Here is a 16146-nt window from a genome sequence, read left to right on the forward strand (position 1 = left end):
TCGATGGGTGCGTTATAGGTCCACCCAACGCTCACTGTCAACAACCCCTCCCAAAATTTTTCACGAAACCGTCGTCAAATTTGCATCATATTGAAAAATATTCGTTATTTCGCACCGTCCGCGCGGCTGCGGCGCGCGCGCCGAAAACCCAGGCAAAATTCGAGCGCGTCGGCGGCAATAGCGCCGCCATTCGCGACGAGCTTTGCGGAGGGGGCGCTACGGCGCTCGCCTGGAACCGGATCGCGGCAAGGCGACTTCCGGGCGCTCGTCGAGTTTGCAAGAGAAGCTGGTGCTGCAAGAGAGGATTGAACTCTCGACCTCTCCCTTACCAAGGGAGATTTTGGGAATATTCTCCGCTATTCCAGAATATTCTGTCCTATCGCAACAGGCTGATTTACTGCAGATTTCGTGATCTGTTCCCATTGCTCGCCTATTCCAGCCTATTCCACTGTTTCCCTTTTCGTGGTGACCTATTGGTGACCTGGATTTCAAGGGAGCGGTCGAATGGCCCGATTGACGAAAACTATCGTCGGGGCTGCGGAGCCTCGAGCGCATAAGTTCACCGTATGGTGCGGCGACCTTCCCGGCTTCGGCGTCTATATCTATCCGACCGGCAAGCGGGCCTATTTCGTCGACTACAGGAACAAGGACGGCGGTCGGAAGCGGATGACGCTTGGCCGGCACGGCGTTGTGACGTGCGAGGAAGCGCGTAAGCTCGCCATGGCGACGCTCGGCGGCGTTGTGAAAGGCGACGATCCGTTGACCGAACGCCAGACCCGGCGGAACTCGCTCACCGTCAAGGAACTCTGCGCCGACTACATGGCCGCGGCCGAGAAAGGGCTGATCTTCGGTAAGAAGCGCCAGCCGAAGAAGCCCTATACGATCGTCCAGGATCACGCCCGGATCGATCGCCACATCGCCCCCCTGCTCGGGAAAAAGCTCGTCAAAGAGCTGACTCGCGCCGACGTGGCGAAGTTCATCCGCGACGTGACGACGGGGAAGACGGCCGTCGACATCATGACAGAGAAGAAGCGGAGCCGCGTCATTGTTCGCGGCGGCGGCGGCACTGCGGCACGGGCCGCCAGCTTCCTCGGCGCGATCCTGACATGGGTGGTTCACGAAGGCATTATCGAGAGCAACCCCGCCCATGGCGTGAAGCGCCAAGCGGACAAGAAGCGGCCCCGCCAGCTCACGCCCGACGAATATCGCAAGCTCGGCGACGCGCTGCGGCAGGCGGAAGAAGAGCGAGAAATCTGGCAGGGCGTCGCCGGCGCCCGGCTGTTGGCGCTCACGGGTTGCCGCTTGGGGGAGATCGTCAAGCTACGTTGGTCCGAGGTCGACGACGCGGGCGGCTGCTTCCGGCTCGAGGATACGAAGGAAGGGGCGTCGACACGGCCGATCGGCCGTCCAGCGCTCGACCTGCTATCCGGCCTCGAACACGAAGAGGCCGACGTCTATGTGCTTCCGGCGGCGCGCGGCTCGGGACACTTCGGCGGGCTGTCCGGCGCTTTCGAACGGCTGATCGCCCGCGCCGGCCTCGAGGGCGTCACGCCTCATGTGATGCGACATTCCCTCGCCAGCGTCGCGGGCGATCTCGGCTTCGCGGAATCCACTATCTCGGCCATGCTCGGCCATGCGTCGGGGAGTGTGACCTCGCGCTATGTTCATCATCTCGACGCGGTCCTGATCGCCGCGGCCGACAAGGTGGCTCGGGCGATCGACGGTTACATGAACGGAGCCTCGGCGAAGGTGGTGGAGCTTCCGCGGCGCCGGAGGAAGGCCGAGGCGTGAAATTTCACGAAAACGCCATTCCGGCGAACTGACGAAATTGACAAAACCCTCGGGGCGGCGGAATTTTTCGTGAAAACGCCCGTTTGCGATACCCTCAAAACCCCCAAAACCTCGCCAGACGTATCGGAGACTGATACAAGCGTCTTGCTTTCCGTATCGCTCAGCGATACATAAAGGCCGGTAACAAGGCTGCTATGATCCGATCATTCCGGAACCCGGCGACTGAGGCTCTTTTCCGCGGGCGGCTTCCGAAGGGATATCCCGCGGACGTGTTCAAGGTGGCGCGGCGCAAGCTGGAAATGCTCAACGCCGCGGCTCGGCTCGACGACCTCCGCATTCCGCCGGGCAACCGGCTCGAGGCGCTATCGGGAGATCGGGCCGGGCAACATTCGATCCGCGTGAACGACCGCTGGCGCATTTGCTTCGTCTGGACCGACGCAGGCGCCGAACAGGTCGAGTTCGTCGACTATCACTGAGGGGAGTTGCAGACATGGCGAGCAAGATAGAGATCGTCGAGACGCTCCCGCCGATGCACCCCGGCGAAGTGCTGCGGGAGGAATTCCTCGAGCCGCTAAGCCTTTCCGCCGGGCGCGTCGCCAAGGCTTGCGGCGTGCCCCGGACGCGAATCGAGCGCATCGCCGCCGAAGAGATCGGCATCACCGGCGACACGGCCGCGCGGCTGGCCCGCTTCTTCGGAACGACCGCGGAATTCTGGATGAACCTACAGGTTCGTTATGAGTTGGCGACGGTCGAGAGCGCCGCCGGCGCCGAGCTGGCGAAGATCGCGCGGTATGAGGCGACGGCGGCGTGAAGGCGGCGCGCTCAGCCCCGTGACGGACTCTTTAAGCCGCTTTTTCTTTGCGCGCTCCGCCAAGGATGCGCTCGACCGACTTATGATCGAGATCAATCAACATGAGATATGCGCGCACGCCACCGAGCGGACGGCTGCGCCCTTGTTCCCATGCCCGAATTTGCTCGACCGTGAAGCCGAACGAATAGGCGAAGTTCTCCTGAGACAGTCCAGTCTTCTTGCGAATGGCCTTCACATCGAGTTCCGGCGGAACATGCAGACGAGCAGGCGCAGTTTCTCCGCGAGCGATGGCAATGGCCTCATTCAAGCCCGTGGCGATCTTGTCGAAAGCTCTCTTGGTCATGACCGGCCCTTTCTTGCTACTTCTACGCTCGTTACTTTCACACTGTATTCAGACACCAAAACCGCAGCGAGTTTGGAGAGAGTATTCCGTTCCGCCTTCGTGAGGTTTGCTTTTTCACCTTTTCCGAACACTGTTATCTAGAAAATCGGAAGATCGGGGCCGGTGAAAAAGGTGATGACTCGAAAGCCGCCACTCTTCCCCTTGCCACGTCCGCCGACTCTCACCTTGCGGCAACCGCCGGTTCCCTGCATTTCGTTGCCAGCCTGCGGGTTGCAGGCGATGAAATCGGTAAACTCCTCCACTTCGGCTCGGGACATTCCCGCTTCCTCGGCGGCGCGCTTAAACGAATGCGTTTCGCAGACAGTGTGCATTCTGAAGTCCGGCCGTTACTATGTGGTTCACATATACGTAACTCACATAGTTGCGTCAATCCGGTCACACGCAATTCGTGCGATTCAATTCGCGCCGCTTAATTCGCGCCGTTCAATGTGACGATCAAGGCGCTCGCGCCTTCCTAAGCCTCAGGCCCGGCCCCTCGCCGTTCTCGTCGACGAAGATCACGCCTGCGGCCTACGACTTTGAAGTGGTAATGTTGCGCTTTTCCCAGCCTTGCTTGACGTTGTCGAAGCCACGAATCAGCACGTAGATCGCGGCACCAAGCTGAATCAGCACGATCCGCGGCTGAAAAGCATCAAAAACGTCCGGCATTGAAAATACGTCTTCGATTTCGAAAATGCTGCGCCCCTTCGATGCGGCATCAAAAATGACAATAACTGAAAATGCAATTTCGATTGCGCCATAATATACTCTTCGCGTCTCACGAATACAAAACAGACAAGCGCCTAAAACAATCGCGGCCAATGTCACCACATATTGATTATCAAATTTACGAATGGCGATAGCGCAAAACAACATAGTTAACACTATAAAAAAGACGTCGAGATTTTGTCGCGCAATCGCACTAACCTTCTTAATAACATGTTCCATCGACGTGTCTCTGCGTTATTTTATACCGCCGAACGCTTTCTCGAGCAGCCGTCGGATCGCCTCAGGGCGCGTCGGGAGGTCCGGCTGTTCTTTCCGCCACGCGTCGAGGGATTGCAGCGCCGCCCGGTCGAGACGGACGTTGACAGCTTCGCTGTCGACAGCCGGCCTACCCTTTTTCGGTTTCTTAGCGCTATCTATTGACATGATGGTTTTATAGCGCTAACAAACGATCAAGACAATACCGAGAGCGAGTTTCACGGCCGCAATTCACATTTGCGGCGATCGCTCCCGCTTTGCCTGAGGAATTGCGCCATGTCCTGGAAGATTACCACTGAACTCTGCTTTCTCGCCCTTTTCGTCGTCGAGACCGCCCGCGTCGTCGTCGCGATCCGCGCCCCGCGCAATCGATAGGAGACATCGCTATGGCCCGCACCCCAAAGGTCCGGAAGATCACCGTCTCGCTGAACGACGAGGAGGCTCGCGTGCTCGGCCAGATGTGCAAGCGCTTCGGCTACGACGAGGCGAAACGTCTCTCGGACGCCTACGACGGCGGGAAAGAGCGTGACGCGATGATCGACGCCGTGATTTCGCTGCGCAGCGCGCTCGCCGACGCCGGCTTCGCCCCGCGCTGAGCACCATCGATAGGAGACGACACAGTGAGCCGCGCACAAAAGACCAAGAAAATCATCCTGCTATTGAATGACGACGAGGCGTTTGCACTCGCGCAACTCGTCAAGTCGACGCCCCGATCCGACTCGAAGAGTCATGCAGTGGCCGATCCGATGGCCGCCGCTGCCGCCAAGCTACGCCGCGCGCTCGCCTGCGCCGTTTTCGCGCCGTCGTCATGACCCGGATCATCGAATTTCCAAGCCGCCGGCCGGCCCCGCGCCTCTTCGTGGAGCCGCCGGCGGACCTCGGACGCCGCATCGCCCGCGCGCTCGATGCGCTCGGCAATCTCCCGGACGAATTCGCCTCGCTCCCCGGTCTCGCCGAGATCGCCGACGCGCTCATCAAAATTGCGGATGATCTCGAAGGCGACGCGGACCTCGAGCCGGATGACGATGGAGACTGATCGGCGCTCCAACTCTTCGCGGATCAACAGCCGCCGGAGCACCGTTCCGGCAAATACCCTGAAGGAGGAGAAAACATGCCGACAGAAACGAAACCCGCTTTCGCCGACCAGGACGATTTGACCACATCGCTCTACCGGATGTCCGGGCTTGTCGACGCGATCTACGCGGTCGGCGATACGAACGCCAGCACGCAAATAGCAGAGGGAGGGCTTCGAGGAATTCACTCTGCTCTCGAGCGCGATATCGCCGCCCTTATCGACGCCGCCGAGGCTGGCGAAATCATCGTCGGTTCGAGCAAGGCGGCCTGACACCGCCGCCAAGACAAAATCGGCGGGCGTGCTCCTCTTGCAGAGCGCGCCCGCTCTCGGCCGCGAAACTGACACTGAATCGGGTTGGCGTGCTCGCCCGACGCGTCACGCGCGCCGCTGTCCGAATCGCAGAATAGATCGCGCCTTGGTCGGCTCCCGATTATGAGGAGCCTGCGGAAGCGCTGCCCTCGACCTGGGCGCGGTGCGGCTGAAGATCGCCCGATGGCGGATCGCTCCGGCGGCGAGTTTCAAAAAAGTGACGCTGTCCCCTTTTTCGTCACGAACTGTCTAACTTCGGTGTGTTTTCTTACAAGTTCAACTTCATATGGCAGATGGTTCAAGGTCGAATCATCGCTCGGCAGACGGGGCTAGCTGCGTTCGCTGCGGGGCCGCTTTCCGCTTTCTTTTATCTGCATCCTCATAGCTTCGAGTTGATGCAAATTGTTGTTTCTGAATCTTCCGACGACGATCCCGGCGGGATCAATGAGAAGTCAGTTCCAGACCTCCATCTGTTTTTCCGAGTCGACCGCTTTATCGATCGAATCGTCGAACGCATGGAGCGTGTGAAATCGGGGCTCTTGGCGGAAGAGCTAATTAAGCAGGATGAAGCCGAAAATTGGACCGGCGACTTTTCGGTCGACGCAGACGGCCATCGCGTTCTGATCGGCCTCACGAGGGCCGAGAGTGAAGAATATACGAACTTGATGGCGCTCGTTGCCGACGACCGAGCGTCAGAAGCGCAGCTTAATCGTTATGGCGAGTTGGAAGCGAAACATGTTTACGCGCGCGCATGGCGCGACGCCTCTCGCAAGCCGCAGGGCGACGACGATGATTTTATGCGCGCATGGTCGACAGACGATCGCGGCGCCAGGGTGATGATTGGTCTCTCCGCGGATGAGACCGAAGAATTCATCAAATTGAACGCGCGAGACTTGGCCAACCGTATGTCGGAACATTGCCTCCCCTGGGCGTCTGTCGAGGAAATGCACCAAGAAAATGATCGCTTGTTGCAGCTTCACGACAAGCACAATCTGGCGCGCATCGCGCGTATCGCGGCCGAAGGCAAACCGAACACCTCCTAATCGCCCGTCGTGACGACGGCTAATCCCTCGTAGGAGACCAACATCATGGCGAACGAAATTCAGCCCGCTTCGGCGGGAACGGGAGAGCTTTGTCTCCCGCCGCGCTTGCGTAAGCCGCGCCTCAACACCGCCGAGGCGAGCGAGTATTTGATGCTTCAGCACGGCGTGAAGTGCGCACCGGCGACCATGAGCAAGCTCCGCAGCATCGGCGGCGGCGCTCGCTACAACAAGTGCGGCGCGACGCCGCTCTATCCGCGCGAAGCGCTCGACGAATGGGCGCTTGCACGGCTCGGCGGGCTGAAATCGTCGACCTCGGACGCGGGGGACTGAAATGCTGACAGACGAAAACGCCGCCGACTCTCGCGAAGTCGGCGGCGCTCAAATCGCCAAAAACCACGATGCGTTTGTCGCTATGAATGCCAAGTAATGCAAGCAAAAAATAGAGATCGCCGAGTTGATCGGCTCTCTGCGATTCATCGTCGAAAACCTCGATGACGCCGCGCGCGAGGCCGCGATTGCCGCCGACGCGATCGAAGCGAGAAGCCTCGCCGCCGGCCGCTATCACGTCCAGCGCTTCGCAGCGCACGCTCGCGCGGCCTGCGGAGCCTTCCGCGAAATTCTCGACGGGGAGGTTGCGTAATGGCTGGACCTGTCGGGTTTGACGAAAACTGGACGCAAGCGCAACGCGACACATGGGCGGCCGAGGGCGCGCGCGCCTATGCCGAAAAGCAGAAGGGCGTCATCTCAGAGGCATTCAAATTGTCGAAGCCGGCGGCGCGGGCCGATGGACGCTCCGACGCGCCGCCAAGCGCCTCCTGGCCCACGCCGAAGCCGATCGAGTCCTCGCTGCCGCGCGTCGCGCCGCTCGACCCTGACCTCCTGCCTGAGGCGATCCGGGATTATGTGCTTGATGTCGCCGATCGCCAGCAATCGCCGCCCGACTTCGCGGCCATCGCTGCGCTCTGCGGCCTCGCTTCGATCGTCGGCAATGCCGCGCGCGTTCGGCCGAAGCAGCATGACGACTGGGAAGTGGTCCCGAACCTCTGGGGCGCGATCGTCGGACGTCCGAGCGCGATGAAGTCCCCCGCGATGCGCTCGGCGCTCGCGCCCGTCTTTGCGTTGCAGGATGACCTGCGCAAGGAATGGGAAGCGGCGCAACGCGAGGCAGATATCAACGCGGCGCTGTCCGACCTCGACGCGGGCGAGGCGCGCAAGAAGGCCGCGAAGGCGATCAAGGCTGGCAACCGCGAAGAGGCCAAGCGTCTGATGGCCGAGCATTCAAAGGGCGATGAAGAGGAGACGCCATGCCCGCGCCTGATCGTCAATGACGCGACGGTCGAAAAGCTCGGCGAGTTGCTGAACGAGAATCCTCGCGGCCTCCTGCTGATCCGCGACGAATTGCCGGGCTTCCTCGCGCGCATGGAGTCGGAAGAGTTTCAGAGCGAGCGCGCGTTCTATCTGGAATCCTTCAACGGAGACGGGCAGTTCACTTACGACCGTATCGGTCGTGGCACGATCCTTATAGAAAACTGCACGCTCTCCATGATCGGCGGCGTCCAGCCGGCGCGCATCGCTCCGCTGGTCAAAGGGGCGATGACAGGCGAGCGCGACGACGGACTCGTTCAGCGCCTGCAGCTCGTCACCTGGCCCGACCATATCTCTTCGTGGACGTGGACAGATCGTATTCCAAGCGCGCGGGCGCGGGAGCGATACGATCAAGCCTTCCGCGATCTCCACCAGTTCGCACAGGGGCTCGACGAGAAGGCCATCTTCGGCTTTGCGCCCAAGGCGCAGGATATGTTCCGTCAATGGATGACGGAGATTCAGACGGAGGCGCGATCCGGCAAGCTCGCATCTGCACTCGAGAGTCACCTTCTGAAAATGCCGAAGACTGTCGCATCGCTGGCGCTGATCTTTCATCTTGTCGATGGCGGGCGCGATGCGATCGGCGCCGAGGCCACGGGGCGCGCACTCGACTTCGCTGACTATCTGCGCAGCCACGCGAACCGCCTCTATTCGGCCGGGGCCGTCGCAGCGGAGAACGGCGCGAAGTTGATCGTCGAGCGCCGGGCGCAGTTGCCGGAGGCGTTCACGGCGCGGGACGTTTGGAAAAAATCATGGGCAGGCCTCTATGACCGAGACTCGGCCGATTCCGCGATCGATCTCCTCATATCCGCCGGCTACTGCCGCGAAGCGCCTCCCGTCGCCTCGCCCTCGGGCGGCCGGCCGACCGTCTCCTACATCTGGAATTCGCAACTCAAGGTGGAGGGCTGATCATGGGGCGATGGCTCTCCCTTGCTCGCGTCGAGTCGGACGAAAAAAATGCGAAAACGCCCGTTTGCGATACCCCCAAAACCCCCAAAACCTCGCCAGATAGGGTTTTGGGGGTTTTGGGGGTATCCGATCTCGGCGTTTCCGAAAAATTTACCGAGCCGACCAAGCTACGTGCGGGAGGTTTTGGGGGTAAGCCAAAGGGCGCGTTCTCAGAAAATTTCCCCGCGCCCGCGACCGCTCCCGAGCCTGACACTCGCCCGTCGGTTGTAGCGGTCGAGGCACCCGAGGCGGCCGTCGCCAGCCGCCTGGACGCCATGGCCGCCGAGAATGCCAAGCGGCGCGACTGGTGGACGAAACCCGTCGATGGCTGGCGTGACGGTCGGCTCACTATCCGCTCTGCGCTAACCGGAGAGGAGACGACCGTCTATCTTCCGAGAGGGCGGACGCTACATTAATCACGTATAATAATAGCCGCGAACATTCACGCATATTCGCGAAAAACTACTTTTGTCCGAAGCTGTTGATCTTCGTCTCACGCGCGCGGCGAACTGGTCGCCATGCTCGACTCGCTCAAATCATTCGTGCGCAAAGCCTTCGCGGTCCTGCTATCCAGTCCGGCGGCCATCGATATCTTCGGCGTGCCCGCGTCCGGGAGCGGCGTCCATGTCGACGCCCTCGCCGCATTGCGCGTCCCGGCTGTCGCCGCTGGCGTCCGGCTGATTTCCGATTCCGTTGCGACGCTGGACGCGCATCTGATCCGCGAGACGGTGACCGGCCGCGAGAAGGTCAAGCCGGCAGATCATCCTGTCGCTCGCGTGCTCGAGCGCCCGGTTCCCTGGCTCGGCGAGAGCGAGTGGAAGAGGCAAATTGTTGTTGCCGATGCGCTCCTTTGGGGAAACGGCCTTGCGCTCGTGAACCGTGTGCGGGGCGAGCCGCGCGAGTTGCCGCGCATTGATCCGCGAAGCTGCAACATCATCGTCGACCTGCTGACGGGCGAGCCGACCTATTCCGTTGCCCTGCAACAGGGCGGGATGCAGGATTGCAGCTTCAGAGACATCGTTCATCTTCGCGCGCCGACGCTCGACGGCGCGCGCGGGCTCGGCTTGGTCAACCTCGGCGCCGAAGTGATCGGCCTCTCGCTGATCCTCGAGGAACATGCCGTCAAGCTCTTCAGCCGCGGCGCTCGCCCCGCTGGCGTGCTCGAAATGCCGACGAAAATTCACCCCGACGTGATGACGCGCCTACGTGAGAGCTTCGCGCAGGTCTATCAAGGAACGCATAACGCCGGGCGAACTGCGATCTTGGAATCTGGCGTCAAATTCACGCCACTGCAAATCTCGTCTGTCGATGCGCAATTCCTTGAGCTGCGGAAATTCCAAATCCTCGAAATCGCGAGGCTGCTCAATATTCCCGCCGTGCTCCTGAACGACTTGGAGAATGCGACGCTGAACAACAGCGCCGCGCTGGCGCAACTATTCCTCGATCGAACAATTTCGCCGATCCTCGAGCTATTTGAGGATGCGCTGGAGCGCACGCTGCTGACCGACGAAGAGCGCGACGCGGGCTATGAGATCGAATTCTGCACACAGAACTTCGTTCGCGCCGATCTCGACAAGCATTTCTCTGCACTCAAGACGGGCATTGAGAGCGGCGTTCTCACCCTGAACGAGGCGCGCGAGCGTGAAGGGCTTCCTCCCGTCCAGGGCGGCGACAAGCCGATGCGCAGCGTCCAGGTGCTTCCGCTCGACGCAGCGCCAGCTCCACAGCCCGCGAAGGAGCCGACGCAATGACGCTGGAATTCAAGGACCACGCACTCGAATTCAAGTTCACGTCCGAGCCTCTTCACGCCGGCGCATTCGAAGGTCTCGCCGCTGCATATGGAAACATCGACTCGGCCGGCGACGTCATCGCGCTGGGCGCATTCGCTGCGTCTCTTGCAGATCATAAGGCCGCCGGAACATGGCCCGCGTTGCTTTGGCAGCACAATATGGCCGAGCCGATCGGCGTTATCGATGCGCTCTATGAGACGCCCGCCGGCCTGCATATCAAGGGCCGGCTCGACTTGAACGTGCGACGCGGCGCCGAGGCGCACTCGCTCATCAAGTCGGGCGCCATCAAGGGCCTTTCCATCGGCTTCCGCACGATCGACGCGACACGCGATGCGCGCGGCGTCCGCACGATCAAGAACGCTTACCTCGGCGAGATTTCTGTCGTCACGCTCGCCGCGAACATTAGGGCGAAGGTGACGAGCATCAAAGGTGCAAGCATGGAAAACGAAGACGATCTCAACGGCGTCGCCGAGCTGAAGACGAAGGTCGAGGAGCTGGAGGCGAAGAGCGCCAAGCTCGACGACATCGAGAAGAAGCTCGCCGATGCGGAGAAGCGCGCGGATGCGTTCGAATTGAAGCTCAATCGTCCAGGCGCTGTCATCAAGAAGGACGATCGCGGCGAGCTGGAGTCGAAGGCGTTCGCAACCTTCATCCGTCGTGGCCGCGAAGCGCTCGACGCGACCGAGTTCAAATCGCTTCGCGTCAGCGACGACACGGCCGGCGGCTATCTCGCCCCGGCGGAATTCTCGCGCGAGGTGGACAAGAACCTCGTGCAGTTCTCGCCGGTTCGGCAGGCGGCGCGCGTCGGCGCCACGTCGAGCGGCAGTGTGATTGTTCCCCGCCGCACCGGCGCGCCGACCGCGGTATGGACCGGCGAGACGGAAACGCGATCGGCGACGGGCTCGGCCTACGGCCAGATCGAAATCGATATTGAAGAGGCCGCGGCCTATATCGACGTCAGCAACAAATTGCTCGAAGACGCGGCCGTCGATATCGCCGCGGAAGTCGCCTTCGACCTCGCGGAAGAGTTCGGTCGGATCGAGGGCCTTGCCTTCGTGTCCGGCGATGGCGTGAAGAAGCCGCTCGGCTTCATGAGCGACACGAACGTCGGCTACACGGCCGGCGGCCATGCGAGCGCCGTTCAGACGGACGGACTCATCGACCTATTCTATGCTCTCGCGCCCGCCTATCGCCAGCGCGGCACGTGGATCATGAACGGCTCGACGCTCGCGGCCGTGCGCAAGCTGAAGGACTCTACGGGACAGTATCTCTGGCAGCCGTCGCTTACCGCGGGCCAGCCGGAAATGATCCTCGGCCATCCCGTGGTCGAGGCCGTCGACATGCCCTCGGTCGCCGGCAATGCCTATCCGATCGCGTTCGGCGATTTCGCGGCCGGCTATCGGATTTACGATCGCGTGACGCTGAGCTTGCTGCGCGACCCCTACAGCGTCGCGACCTCTGGCCTCACGCGCTTTCACGCTCGCCGTCGCGTCGGCGGCGCCGTGGTGCGCGCCGAGGCGATCCGCAAGCTGAAGATCGCGACGAGCTGAGGGCTTCGGAATGGCCGACACCTTCGCATCATTTCAACCCGGCCTGTCCGACATTGCGACGCGACACTTCGCCGTCACGCCGTCGGACTCGACCGACCTCGCCATCAAGCCGCGCGCGATCTTTTGCAAGGTAGCGGGCGACGTGGCGATCCGCGACGAGGGCGGAACGGACATCACATACACGCTCACGCAGGGGCAAATCCTGCCCTTCCGTGGCGTCCGAATTCTCTTGACCGGCACGACGGCGACGCTTGTCGGCTGGTATTGAAAGGAACATCGCCATGCGCGATCTGACGAACAACATTCAACTGAAGCGAGTCATCTCGCCTGTGTCCGTCGCGGATGACACGGCGCAGGTCGGACAAATCATCGATCGGCTCGGATACGACGCGCTCACATACATCATCAATCTGGGCTCGATCGCCGACGCGGATGCGACCTTCGTCACTCTCCTCGAGGAGTCCGACGCTTCCGACATGACCGGCGCTGCGGCCGTAGCGGACGCCGACATGATCTCGCAGACGAGCGGCACGGCGCCGGAGACTGCGGCAAGCTTTCAATATGATTCCGACAATCAGGTTCGAAAGCTCGGCTACATCGGAAACAAGCGCTACACGCGATTGACGATCACGCCCGCGAACAACGCCAGCGCCGCGCTCATGTCCGCTTCGGCCGTGCTCGGCCATCCGCATATCGCGCCGGTGACGCAGGCGACTTCGTAATTGCCAGCAATGGCAGCGATGCGCGACCTCGGATGTAAAGGCGCGCATCGCGAATCTTCGGGGGCAATTTCTGACGGCGAAGCGGCTAGTCGAAAAACGAAAAGCGCGATGCGGGCCTCCGGCCTTGTGATGGGTTTGATACCGCTCAATCGCGCAAAGCCGCACTTCATTCACGGGATCGAAAATGCCTTACGCTGCGCCCCGCCATTGCCCTCGGCATCATCGCCTCTTCACCGGCCCGCGTTGCCCGGAATGCGCGGAGGAGTCGAAACAGCGCGCCGAGGCGCGGAGGCCGAACGCAGGCGAACGCGGCTATGGCGGCGATTGGCGCAAGGCTCGGGCCGAATTCCTCGATGCGCATCCGACCTGCTCACACTGCCGCGCGCCTGCAACCGTCGTCGACCATGTCGTCGCGCACAAGGGCGACCAAGCGCTGTTCTGGTCGCGTTCGAACTGGCAACCCCTCTGCAAACGCTGCCATGACCGCAAGACTGCGACGCATGACGGCGCGTTCGGACGGCCGATCCGATGCGAGACGGCGCGATGACCGGGGGCGGGGTCCGAGGTCGAGCGAGGGGGCCGTCACCGGCCGGGGGGGCGCGCTCCCGAGAGAACAGAATTGAGCAAACACAAAGGAGCCTTGATATGAGGGGCGCGAAACCGAAACTCGAGGCCATCGCCGGGGGCCTCTCTCGTCTCCCGCCGGCGCCCGCATGGTTGCCAGCCGAAGCGAAAGCGGAGTGGCGGCGCGTTGTTCCGGGGGCCTGAGGGAGCGCAGGACCATCACGAAGGCGGACCTCCCGACGCTCGAATCCTATTGCCTCGCCTGCGGCCTTGTCCGCAGCTCGCAAAAGCTGATCGCCGCCGAGGGCGAACTGGTGGTGACGACGCGCGGGGAGAAGAAACGTCATCCGGCGCATCAAACCTTGTTTCAGGCGCTCACGGAATCCCGTCGCCTCGCGGCCGAGCTCGGCCTCACGCCTGCCAGCCGGAACAAGGCGGCCCTCGCAGCCGTCGACGACGACCTCTCGGATTTTGACCTATGAGCAGCACCTATCCTGAATGGATATTCGACGGCTCGCCGATCGCCGATCCGCTCGGCCATGGCGAGCGCGCTGTCCGCTTCCTGCGCCTGCTGCGCCATCCGAAGACCCGCCCCCGCAGCGCGCATTTGACCTCGCGCCCTGGCAGGAACGCATCGTCCGGCGCATCTATGGCCCGTGCCATGCTGACGGCCGGCGCATCGTCCGCAATGTGATAGCGCTATTGCCTCGAGGCTCGAGGAAAACGACTCTGGGGGCAGGACTCGGCCTCCTACATGCGATCGGCCCGGAGCGCGTGCCGGGCGGCCTCGCGCTCTTCGCGGCGTCCGATCGCGAACAGGCGCGCATCGCCTTCGAAGAGGCATCCGCAATCTGTCGAGAGGACGAGCGCATAGCGAAGGCGCTCAACTTCGTCGATTACCGCCACAGGATCGAACACCCGAAGAGCGGTTGCAGCCTTCGCGCTATTTCATGTGACGCGGCGCGGCAGCATGGCTCGACCCCGACCTTCGCTCTGGTCGACGAATTACACGCATGGCCAAAGCGCGATCTCTGGGACGTGCTGCGAACCGGCCTTGTGAAGACGCCCGGCTCGCTGCTGGTGGTCATCACGACGGCCGGCCGAGGGCAACAGAACGTCGCTCACGACGTCGTCGATTACGCCCGGCGCGTGGCCCGCGGCGAGATAGACGACCCCGGCACGCTGCCCATTCTATTCGAGACGGCGGCGGACGCGGATTGGCGCAGCGAAGAGGTTTGGCGTCGAGCGAATCCGGGGCTCGCCCAAGGTTTCCCCGACATAGAAGGGCTGCGCCAGCTCGCCCTCGAGGCCGAAGCGCGCCCGGCCGATCGGGAAGCATTCAAGCAATTGCATTTGAATGTTTGGCTCGACCACTCGGTCGACCCCTTCGTCGACATGCAGATTTACGACGAGGGCGCTGCGCCTCTCGACCTCGAGGCGCTTGCCGGCGAGCCCTGCTATGTGGGCGTCGACCTGTCCAGCAATTCGGATTTGACCGTCGTCGTGGCGCTCTGGCGCGTGGGCGACGGCTATGCGCTCCTGCCGCATTTTTTCTGTCCGGGCGACAATCTCAGAGGCCGGCAGGATCGGGACGCGGTTCCCTATGTCCGATGGGCGGACGAAGGCCATATCGAGCCGACACATGGAAACGTCGTCGATTTCCGCGCCGTCGAGGATTGCATCCGGGACTTGTGCGGCCGGTTCGACGTGCGAGAGATCGGCCTCGACCCGCACCTTGCCCGCTCAACGCTGAACAACCTCCTCGAGGACGGTTTCCCCGCGGTCGAGGTTCGCCAAGGGTGGGTCACCATGGCGCCGGCCATCAAAGAGCTGGAACGCGCGATCGTCGGCCGGCAATTCCAGCACGGCGGCCATCCTGTGCTGCGCTGGTGCTTTGACAACGTCGTCGTCGAGACCGATCGGGCCGGCAATCGCCTCTTCACCAAGGGCAAGGCTCGGGAGCGAATCGACGGCGCCGTCGCCTGCGCTATCGCCGTCTCGGTCGCGTCCAATGATGACGCCGGGCCGAGCGTCTATGAGACAGAGGAACGCCCCGAGGGCTTCCTATGGGTTTGAGCGCAGATACGACCGAGGCCGTCGTCACCGTCCAATTCATCGATCGTGTTGCCAGCTCTGACAAGCTGGTCGCGATGGCCGTCGTCGAGATCGAGGTCGCGGGCGTCGTCATCCTCTTGCAGGGCGTCAAGGCGGTGAAGCGGCCGGGCGGCGGGCTGGCGTGTGAGGCGCCATGCTTCAGAGCGCCGGATGGCCGATGGCTTCCGGCCGCTATCCTCCCGCCGGACCTCGCCGAAGGGCTCGCGGCTGAAGTCGTCGCCGCGATGGTGCGGGACGGCTGAAGGGGTTTCGTCAGTTTTGTCAGTTCGCCAAATGGCGCTTTCGCGGAAATTTTTCTGCGGTCACGGACCGCACGTGAGCTTCCGACCCGCGGTGACCCTGTGGTGTGACCGGATTTGCCGGCCTCGCCGCGTTGTCGTCATAAGTGCTTGATTTGATGGTGCTGCAAGAGAGGATTGAACTCTCGACCTCTCCCTTACCAAGGGAGTGCTCTACCACTGAGCTACTGCAGCGTCGGGCGGCCTTGTGCCACAGTGATCGCGGCGGCGCAAGACATTCGCGCTTCGCCGACCGCGAAGCCGGCGAGCGCAAAGACGTCGATAGGTCGAAAAACCGAGAAATGGTGGGCGGCACAGGGATTGAACCTGTGACCCCTCCCGTGTGAAGGGAGTGCTCTCCCGCTGAGCTAGCCGCCCGGGGGCCGCGAAGGCCGATCCATCCTGTACGAGACGACCCC

General features: G+C 62.2%; 20 protein-coding genes, 2 tRNA genes and 1 pseudogene. 18 read left to right on the forward strand and 5 right to left on the reverse strand.

All coding sequences use genetic code 11. From position 1 onward, the window contains the following. Window positions 1–504 precede the first annotated feature (504 nt). The 3 genes from Mspo_RS01310 to Mspo_RS01320 all read left to right on the forward strand — a co-directional run bounded on the left by Mspo_RS01310 (window position 505) and on the right by Mspo_RS01320 (window position 2602). Complete coding sequence (locus Mspo_RS01310) at window positions 505–1791, forward strand: site-specific integrase (RefSeq protein ID WP_159726149.1); 1287 nt, start codon at window positions 505–507, stop codon at window positions 1789–1791. Window positions 1792–1985: 194 nt separating this feature from the next. Continuing rightward, window positions 1986–2267, forward strand: coding sequence for a type II toxin-antitoxin system RelE/ParE family toxin (locus Mspo_RS01315; RefSeq protein ID WP_159726150.1), 282 nt, complete (start codon window positions 1986–1988; stop codon window positions 2265–2267). 14 nt (window positions 2268–2281) lie between these two features. Next, on the forward strand, window positions 2282–2602 hold the full coding sequence (locus tag Mspo_RS01320) for a HigA family addiction module antitoxin (RefSeq protein WP_159726151.1): 321 nt from the start codon (window positions 2282–2284) through the stop codon (window positions 2600–2602). A 31-nt stretch (window positions 2603–2633) separates the two neighbouring features. Here Mspo_RS01320 and Mspo_RS01325 read toward each other — a convergent pair whose 3' ends face one another. The 3 genes from Mspo_RS01325 to Mspo_RS01335 form a co-directional block, all read right to left on the reverse strand. Beyond that, the gene (locus Mspo_RS01325; RefSeq protein WP_159726152.1) at window positions 2634–2945 is read right to left on the reverse strand and encodes a DNA-binding transcriptional regulator; all 312 of its coding nucleotides are present in this window, start codon (window positions 2943–2945) and stop codon (window positions 2634–2636) included. A gap of 137 nt (window positions 2946–3082) precedes the next feature. Beyond that, entirely contained in the window at window positions 3083–3316 is a 234-nt protein-coding gene (locus tag Mspo_RS19765) for a hypothetical protein (protein WP_244613031.1), read from the reverse strand. Between the two features lie 199 nt (window positions 3317–3515). After that, window positions 3516–3932 (reverse strand): hypothetical protein, encoded by a 417-nt coding sequence (locus Mspo_RS01335; protein WP_159726153.1) that lies wholly within the window; start codon window positions 3930–3932, stop codon window positions 3516–3518. A gap of 422 nt (window positions 3933–4354) precedes the next feature. Here Mspo_RS01335 and Mspo_RS01340 point away from each other — a divergent pair, with 422 nt between their 5' ends. The 15 genes and pseudogenes from Mspo_RS01340 to Mspo_RS01410 all read left to right on the forward strand — a co-directional run bounded on the left by Mspo_RS01340 (window position 4355) and on the right by Mspo_RS01410 (window position 15691). After that, the gene (locus Mspo_RS01340) at window positions 4355–4564 is read left to right on the forward strand and encodes a hypothetical protein (protein WP_159726154.1); all 210 of its coding nucleotides are present in this window, start codon (window positions 4355–4357) and stop codon (window positions 4562–4564) included. A gap of 24 nt (window positions 4565–4588) precedes the next feature. Beyond that, a complete protein-coding gene (locus tag Mspo_RS01345) occupies window positions 4589–4780 on the forward strand; it encodes a hypothetical protein (protein ID WP_159726155.1) in 192 nt (63 codons plus the stop codon). Further along, the gene (locus Mspo_RS01350) at window positions 4777–5004 is read left to right on the forward strand and encodes a hypothetical protein (protein ID WP_159726156.1); all 228 of its coding nucleotides are present in this window, start codon (window positions 4777–4779) and stop codon (window positions 5002–5004) included. The genes Mspo_RS01345 and Mspo_RS01350 overlap by 4 nt, the downstream gene beginning before the upstream one ends. A gap of 75 nt (window positions 5005–5079) precedes the next feature. After that, window positions 5080–5313 carry a hypothetical protein gene (locus tag Mspo_RS01355; protein WP_159726157.1) on the forward strand — a complete coding sequence of 78 codons (234 nt, stop codon included), beginning with the start codon at window positions 5080–5082 and terminating at the stop codon, window positions 5311–5313. Between the two features lie 299 nt (window positions 5314–5612). After that, window positions 5613–6395, forward strand: coding sequence for a hypothetical protein (locus Mspo_RS01360; RefSeq protein ID WP_159726158.1), 783 nt, complete (start codon window positions 5613–5615; stop codon window positions 6393–6395). 150 nt (window positions 6396–6545) lie between these two features. Next, on the forward strand, window positions 6546–6725 hold the full coding sequence (locus Mspo_RS01365; RefSeq protein ID WP_159726159.1) for a hypothetical protein: 180 nt from the start codon (window positions 6546–6548) through the stop codon (window positions 6723–6725). Between the two features lie 309 nt (window positions 6726–7034). Next, entirely contained in the window at window positions 7035–8669 is a 1635-nt protein-coding gene (locus Mspo_RS01370) for a YfjI family protein (RefSeq protein WP_201281600.1), read from the forward strand. A 557-nt stretch (window positions 8670–9226) separates the two neighbouring features. Beyond that, window positions 9227–10459, forward strand: coding sequence for a phage portal protein (locus Mspo_RS01375; RefSeq protein WP_159726160.1), 1233 nt, complete (start codon window positions 9227–9229; stop codon window positions 10457–10459). Continuing rightward, entirely contained in the window at window positions 10456–12048 is a 1593-nt protein-coding gene (locus Mspo_RS01380; protein ID WP_159726161.1) for a phage major capsid protein, read from the forward strand. The genes Mspo_RS01375 and Mspo_RS01380 overlap by 4 nt, the downstream gene beginning before the upstream one ends. Window positions 12049–12058: 10 nt before the next feature. Further along, complete coding sequence (locus Mspo_RS01385) at window positions 12059–12316, forward strand: hypothetical protein (RefSeq protein ID WP_159726162.1); 258 nt, start codon at window positions 12059–12061, stop codon at window positions 12314–12316. A gap of 13 nt (window positions 12317–12329) precedes the next feature. Next, window positions 12330–12770: a hypothetical protein gene (locus Mspo_RS01390; RefSeq protein WP_159726163.1), complete on the forward strand. Its 441-nt coding sequence runs from the start codon at window positions 12330–12332 to the stop codon at window positions 12768–12770. A gap of 184 nt (window positions 12771–12954) precedes the next feature. After that, a complete protein-coding gene (locus Mspo_RS01395) occupies window positions 12955–13317 on the forward strand; it encodes an HNH endonuclease (protein WP_159726164.1) in 363 nt (120 codons plus the stop codon). Between the two features lie 166 nt (window positions 13318–13483). Then, window positions 13484–13816, forward strand: coding sequence for a phage terminase small subunit P27 family (locus Mspo_RS01400; RefSeq protein WP_201281601.1), 333 nt, complete (start codon window positions 13484–13486; stop codon window positions 13814–13816). After that, window positions 13813–15410: pseudogene (locus tag Mspo_RS01405) on the forward strand (terminase large subunit). Before Mspo_RS01400 ends, Mspo_RS01405 begins: the two are co-directional and overlap by 4 nt. Further along, complete coding sequence (locus Mspo_RS01410; RefSeq protein ID WP_159726165.1) at window positions 15401–15691, forward strand: hypothetical protein; 291 nt, start codon at window positions 15401–15403, stop codon at window positions 15689–15691. The pseudogene Mspo_RS01405 and the gene Mspo_RS01410 overlap by 10 nt, the downstream one beginning before the upstream one ends. 156 nt (window positions 15692–15847) lie before the next feature. Here the strand turns inward: Mspo_RS01410 and Mspo_RS01415 are convergent. Next, window positions 15848–15922: transfer RNA gene (locus tag Mspo_RS01415), tRNA-Thr, on the reverse strand. Between the two features lie 108 nt (window positions 15923–16030). Further along, window positions 16031–16105, reverse strand: a tRNA-Val gene (locus tag Mspo_RS01420). Window positions 16106–16146: the final 41 nt, after the last annotated feature.

This window comes from Methylosinus sp. Ce-a6 (assembly GCF_009811655.1).
In the GTDB taxonomy this organism is placed as follows: domain Bacteria; phylum Pseudomonadota; class Alphaproteobacteria; order Rhizobiales; family Beijerinckiaceae; genus Methylosinus.

Coding starts and splice junctions, on each gene's coding strand:
- Mspo_RS01315 (WP_159726150.1), top strand. CDS start 1,986: ATGATCCGATCATTCCGGAACCCGGCGACTGAGGCTCTTTTCCGCGGG.
- Mspo_RS01340 (WP_159726154.1), top strand. CDS start 4,355: ATGGCCCGCACCCCAAAGGTCCGGAAGATCACCGTCTCGCTGAACGAC.
- Mspo_RS01355 (WP_159726157.1), top strand. CDS start 5,080: ATGCCGACAGAAACGAAACCCGCTTTCGCCGACCAGGACGATTTGACC.
- Mspo_RS01390 (WP_159726163.1), top strand. CDS start 12,330: ATGCGCGATCTGACGAACAACATTCAACTGAAGCGAGTCATCTCGCCT.
- Mspo_RS01310 (WP_159726149.1), top strand. CDS start 505: ATGGCCCGATTGACGAAAACTATCGTCGGGGCTGCGGAGCCTCGAGCG.
- Mspo_RS01395 (WP_159726164.1), top strand. CDS start 12,955: ATGCCTTACGCTGCGCCCCGCCATTGCCCTCGGCATCATCGCCTCTTC.
- Mspo_RS01375 (WP_159726160.1), top strand. CDS start 9,227: ATGCTCGACTCGCTCAAATCATTCGTGCGCAAAGCCTTCGCGGTCCTG.
- Mspo_RS01380 (WP_159726161.1), top strand. CDS start 10,456: ATGACGCTGGAATTCAAGGACCACGCACTCGAATTCAAGTTCACGTCC.
- Mspo_RS01320 (WP_159726151.1), top strand. CDS start 2,282: ATGGCGAGCAAGATAGAGATCGTCGAGACGCTCCCGCCGATGCACCCC.
- Mspo_RS01365 (WP_159726159.1), top strand. CDS start 6,546: ATGCTTCAGCACGGCGTGAAGTGCGCACCGGCGACCATGAGCAAGCTC.
- Mspo_RS01350 (WP_159726156.1), top strand. CDS start 4,777: ATGACCCGGATCATCGAATTTCCAAGCCGCCGGCCGGCCCCGCGCCTC.
- Mspo_RS01385 (WP_159726162.1), top strand. CDS start 12,059: ATGGCCGACACCTTCGCATCATTTCAACCCGGCCTGTCCGACATTGCG.
- Mspo_RS01400 (WP_201281601.1), top strand. CDS start 13,484: ATGGTTGCCAGCCGAAGCGAAAGCGGAGTGGCGGCGCGTTGTTCCGGG.
- Mspo_RS01325 (WP_159726152.1), bottom strand. CDS start 2,945: ATGACCAAGAGAGCTTTCGACAAGATCGCCACGGGCTTGAATGAGGCC.
- Mspo_RS01335 (WP_159726153.1), bottom strand. CDS start 3,932: ATGGAACATGTTATTAAGAAGGTTAGTGCGATTGCGCGACAAAATCTC.
- Mspo_RS19765 (WP_244613031.1), bottom strand. CDS start 3,316: ATGCACACTGTCTGCGAAACGCATTCGTTTAAGCGCGCCGCCGAGGAA.
- Mspo_RS01370 (WP_201281600.1), top strand. CDS start 7,035: ATGGCTGGACCTGTCGGGTTTGACGAAAACTGGACGCAAGCGCAACGC.
- Mspo_RS01410 (WP_159726165.1), top strand. CDS start 15,401: ATGGGTTTGAGCGCAGATACGACCGAGGCCGTCGTCACCGTCCAATTC.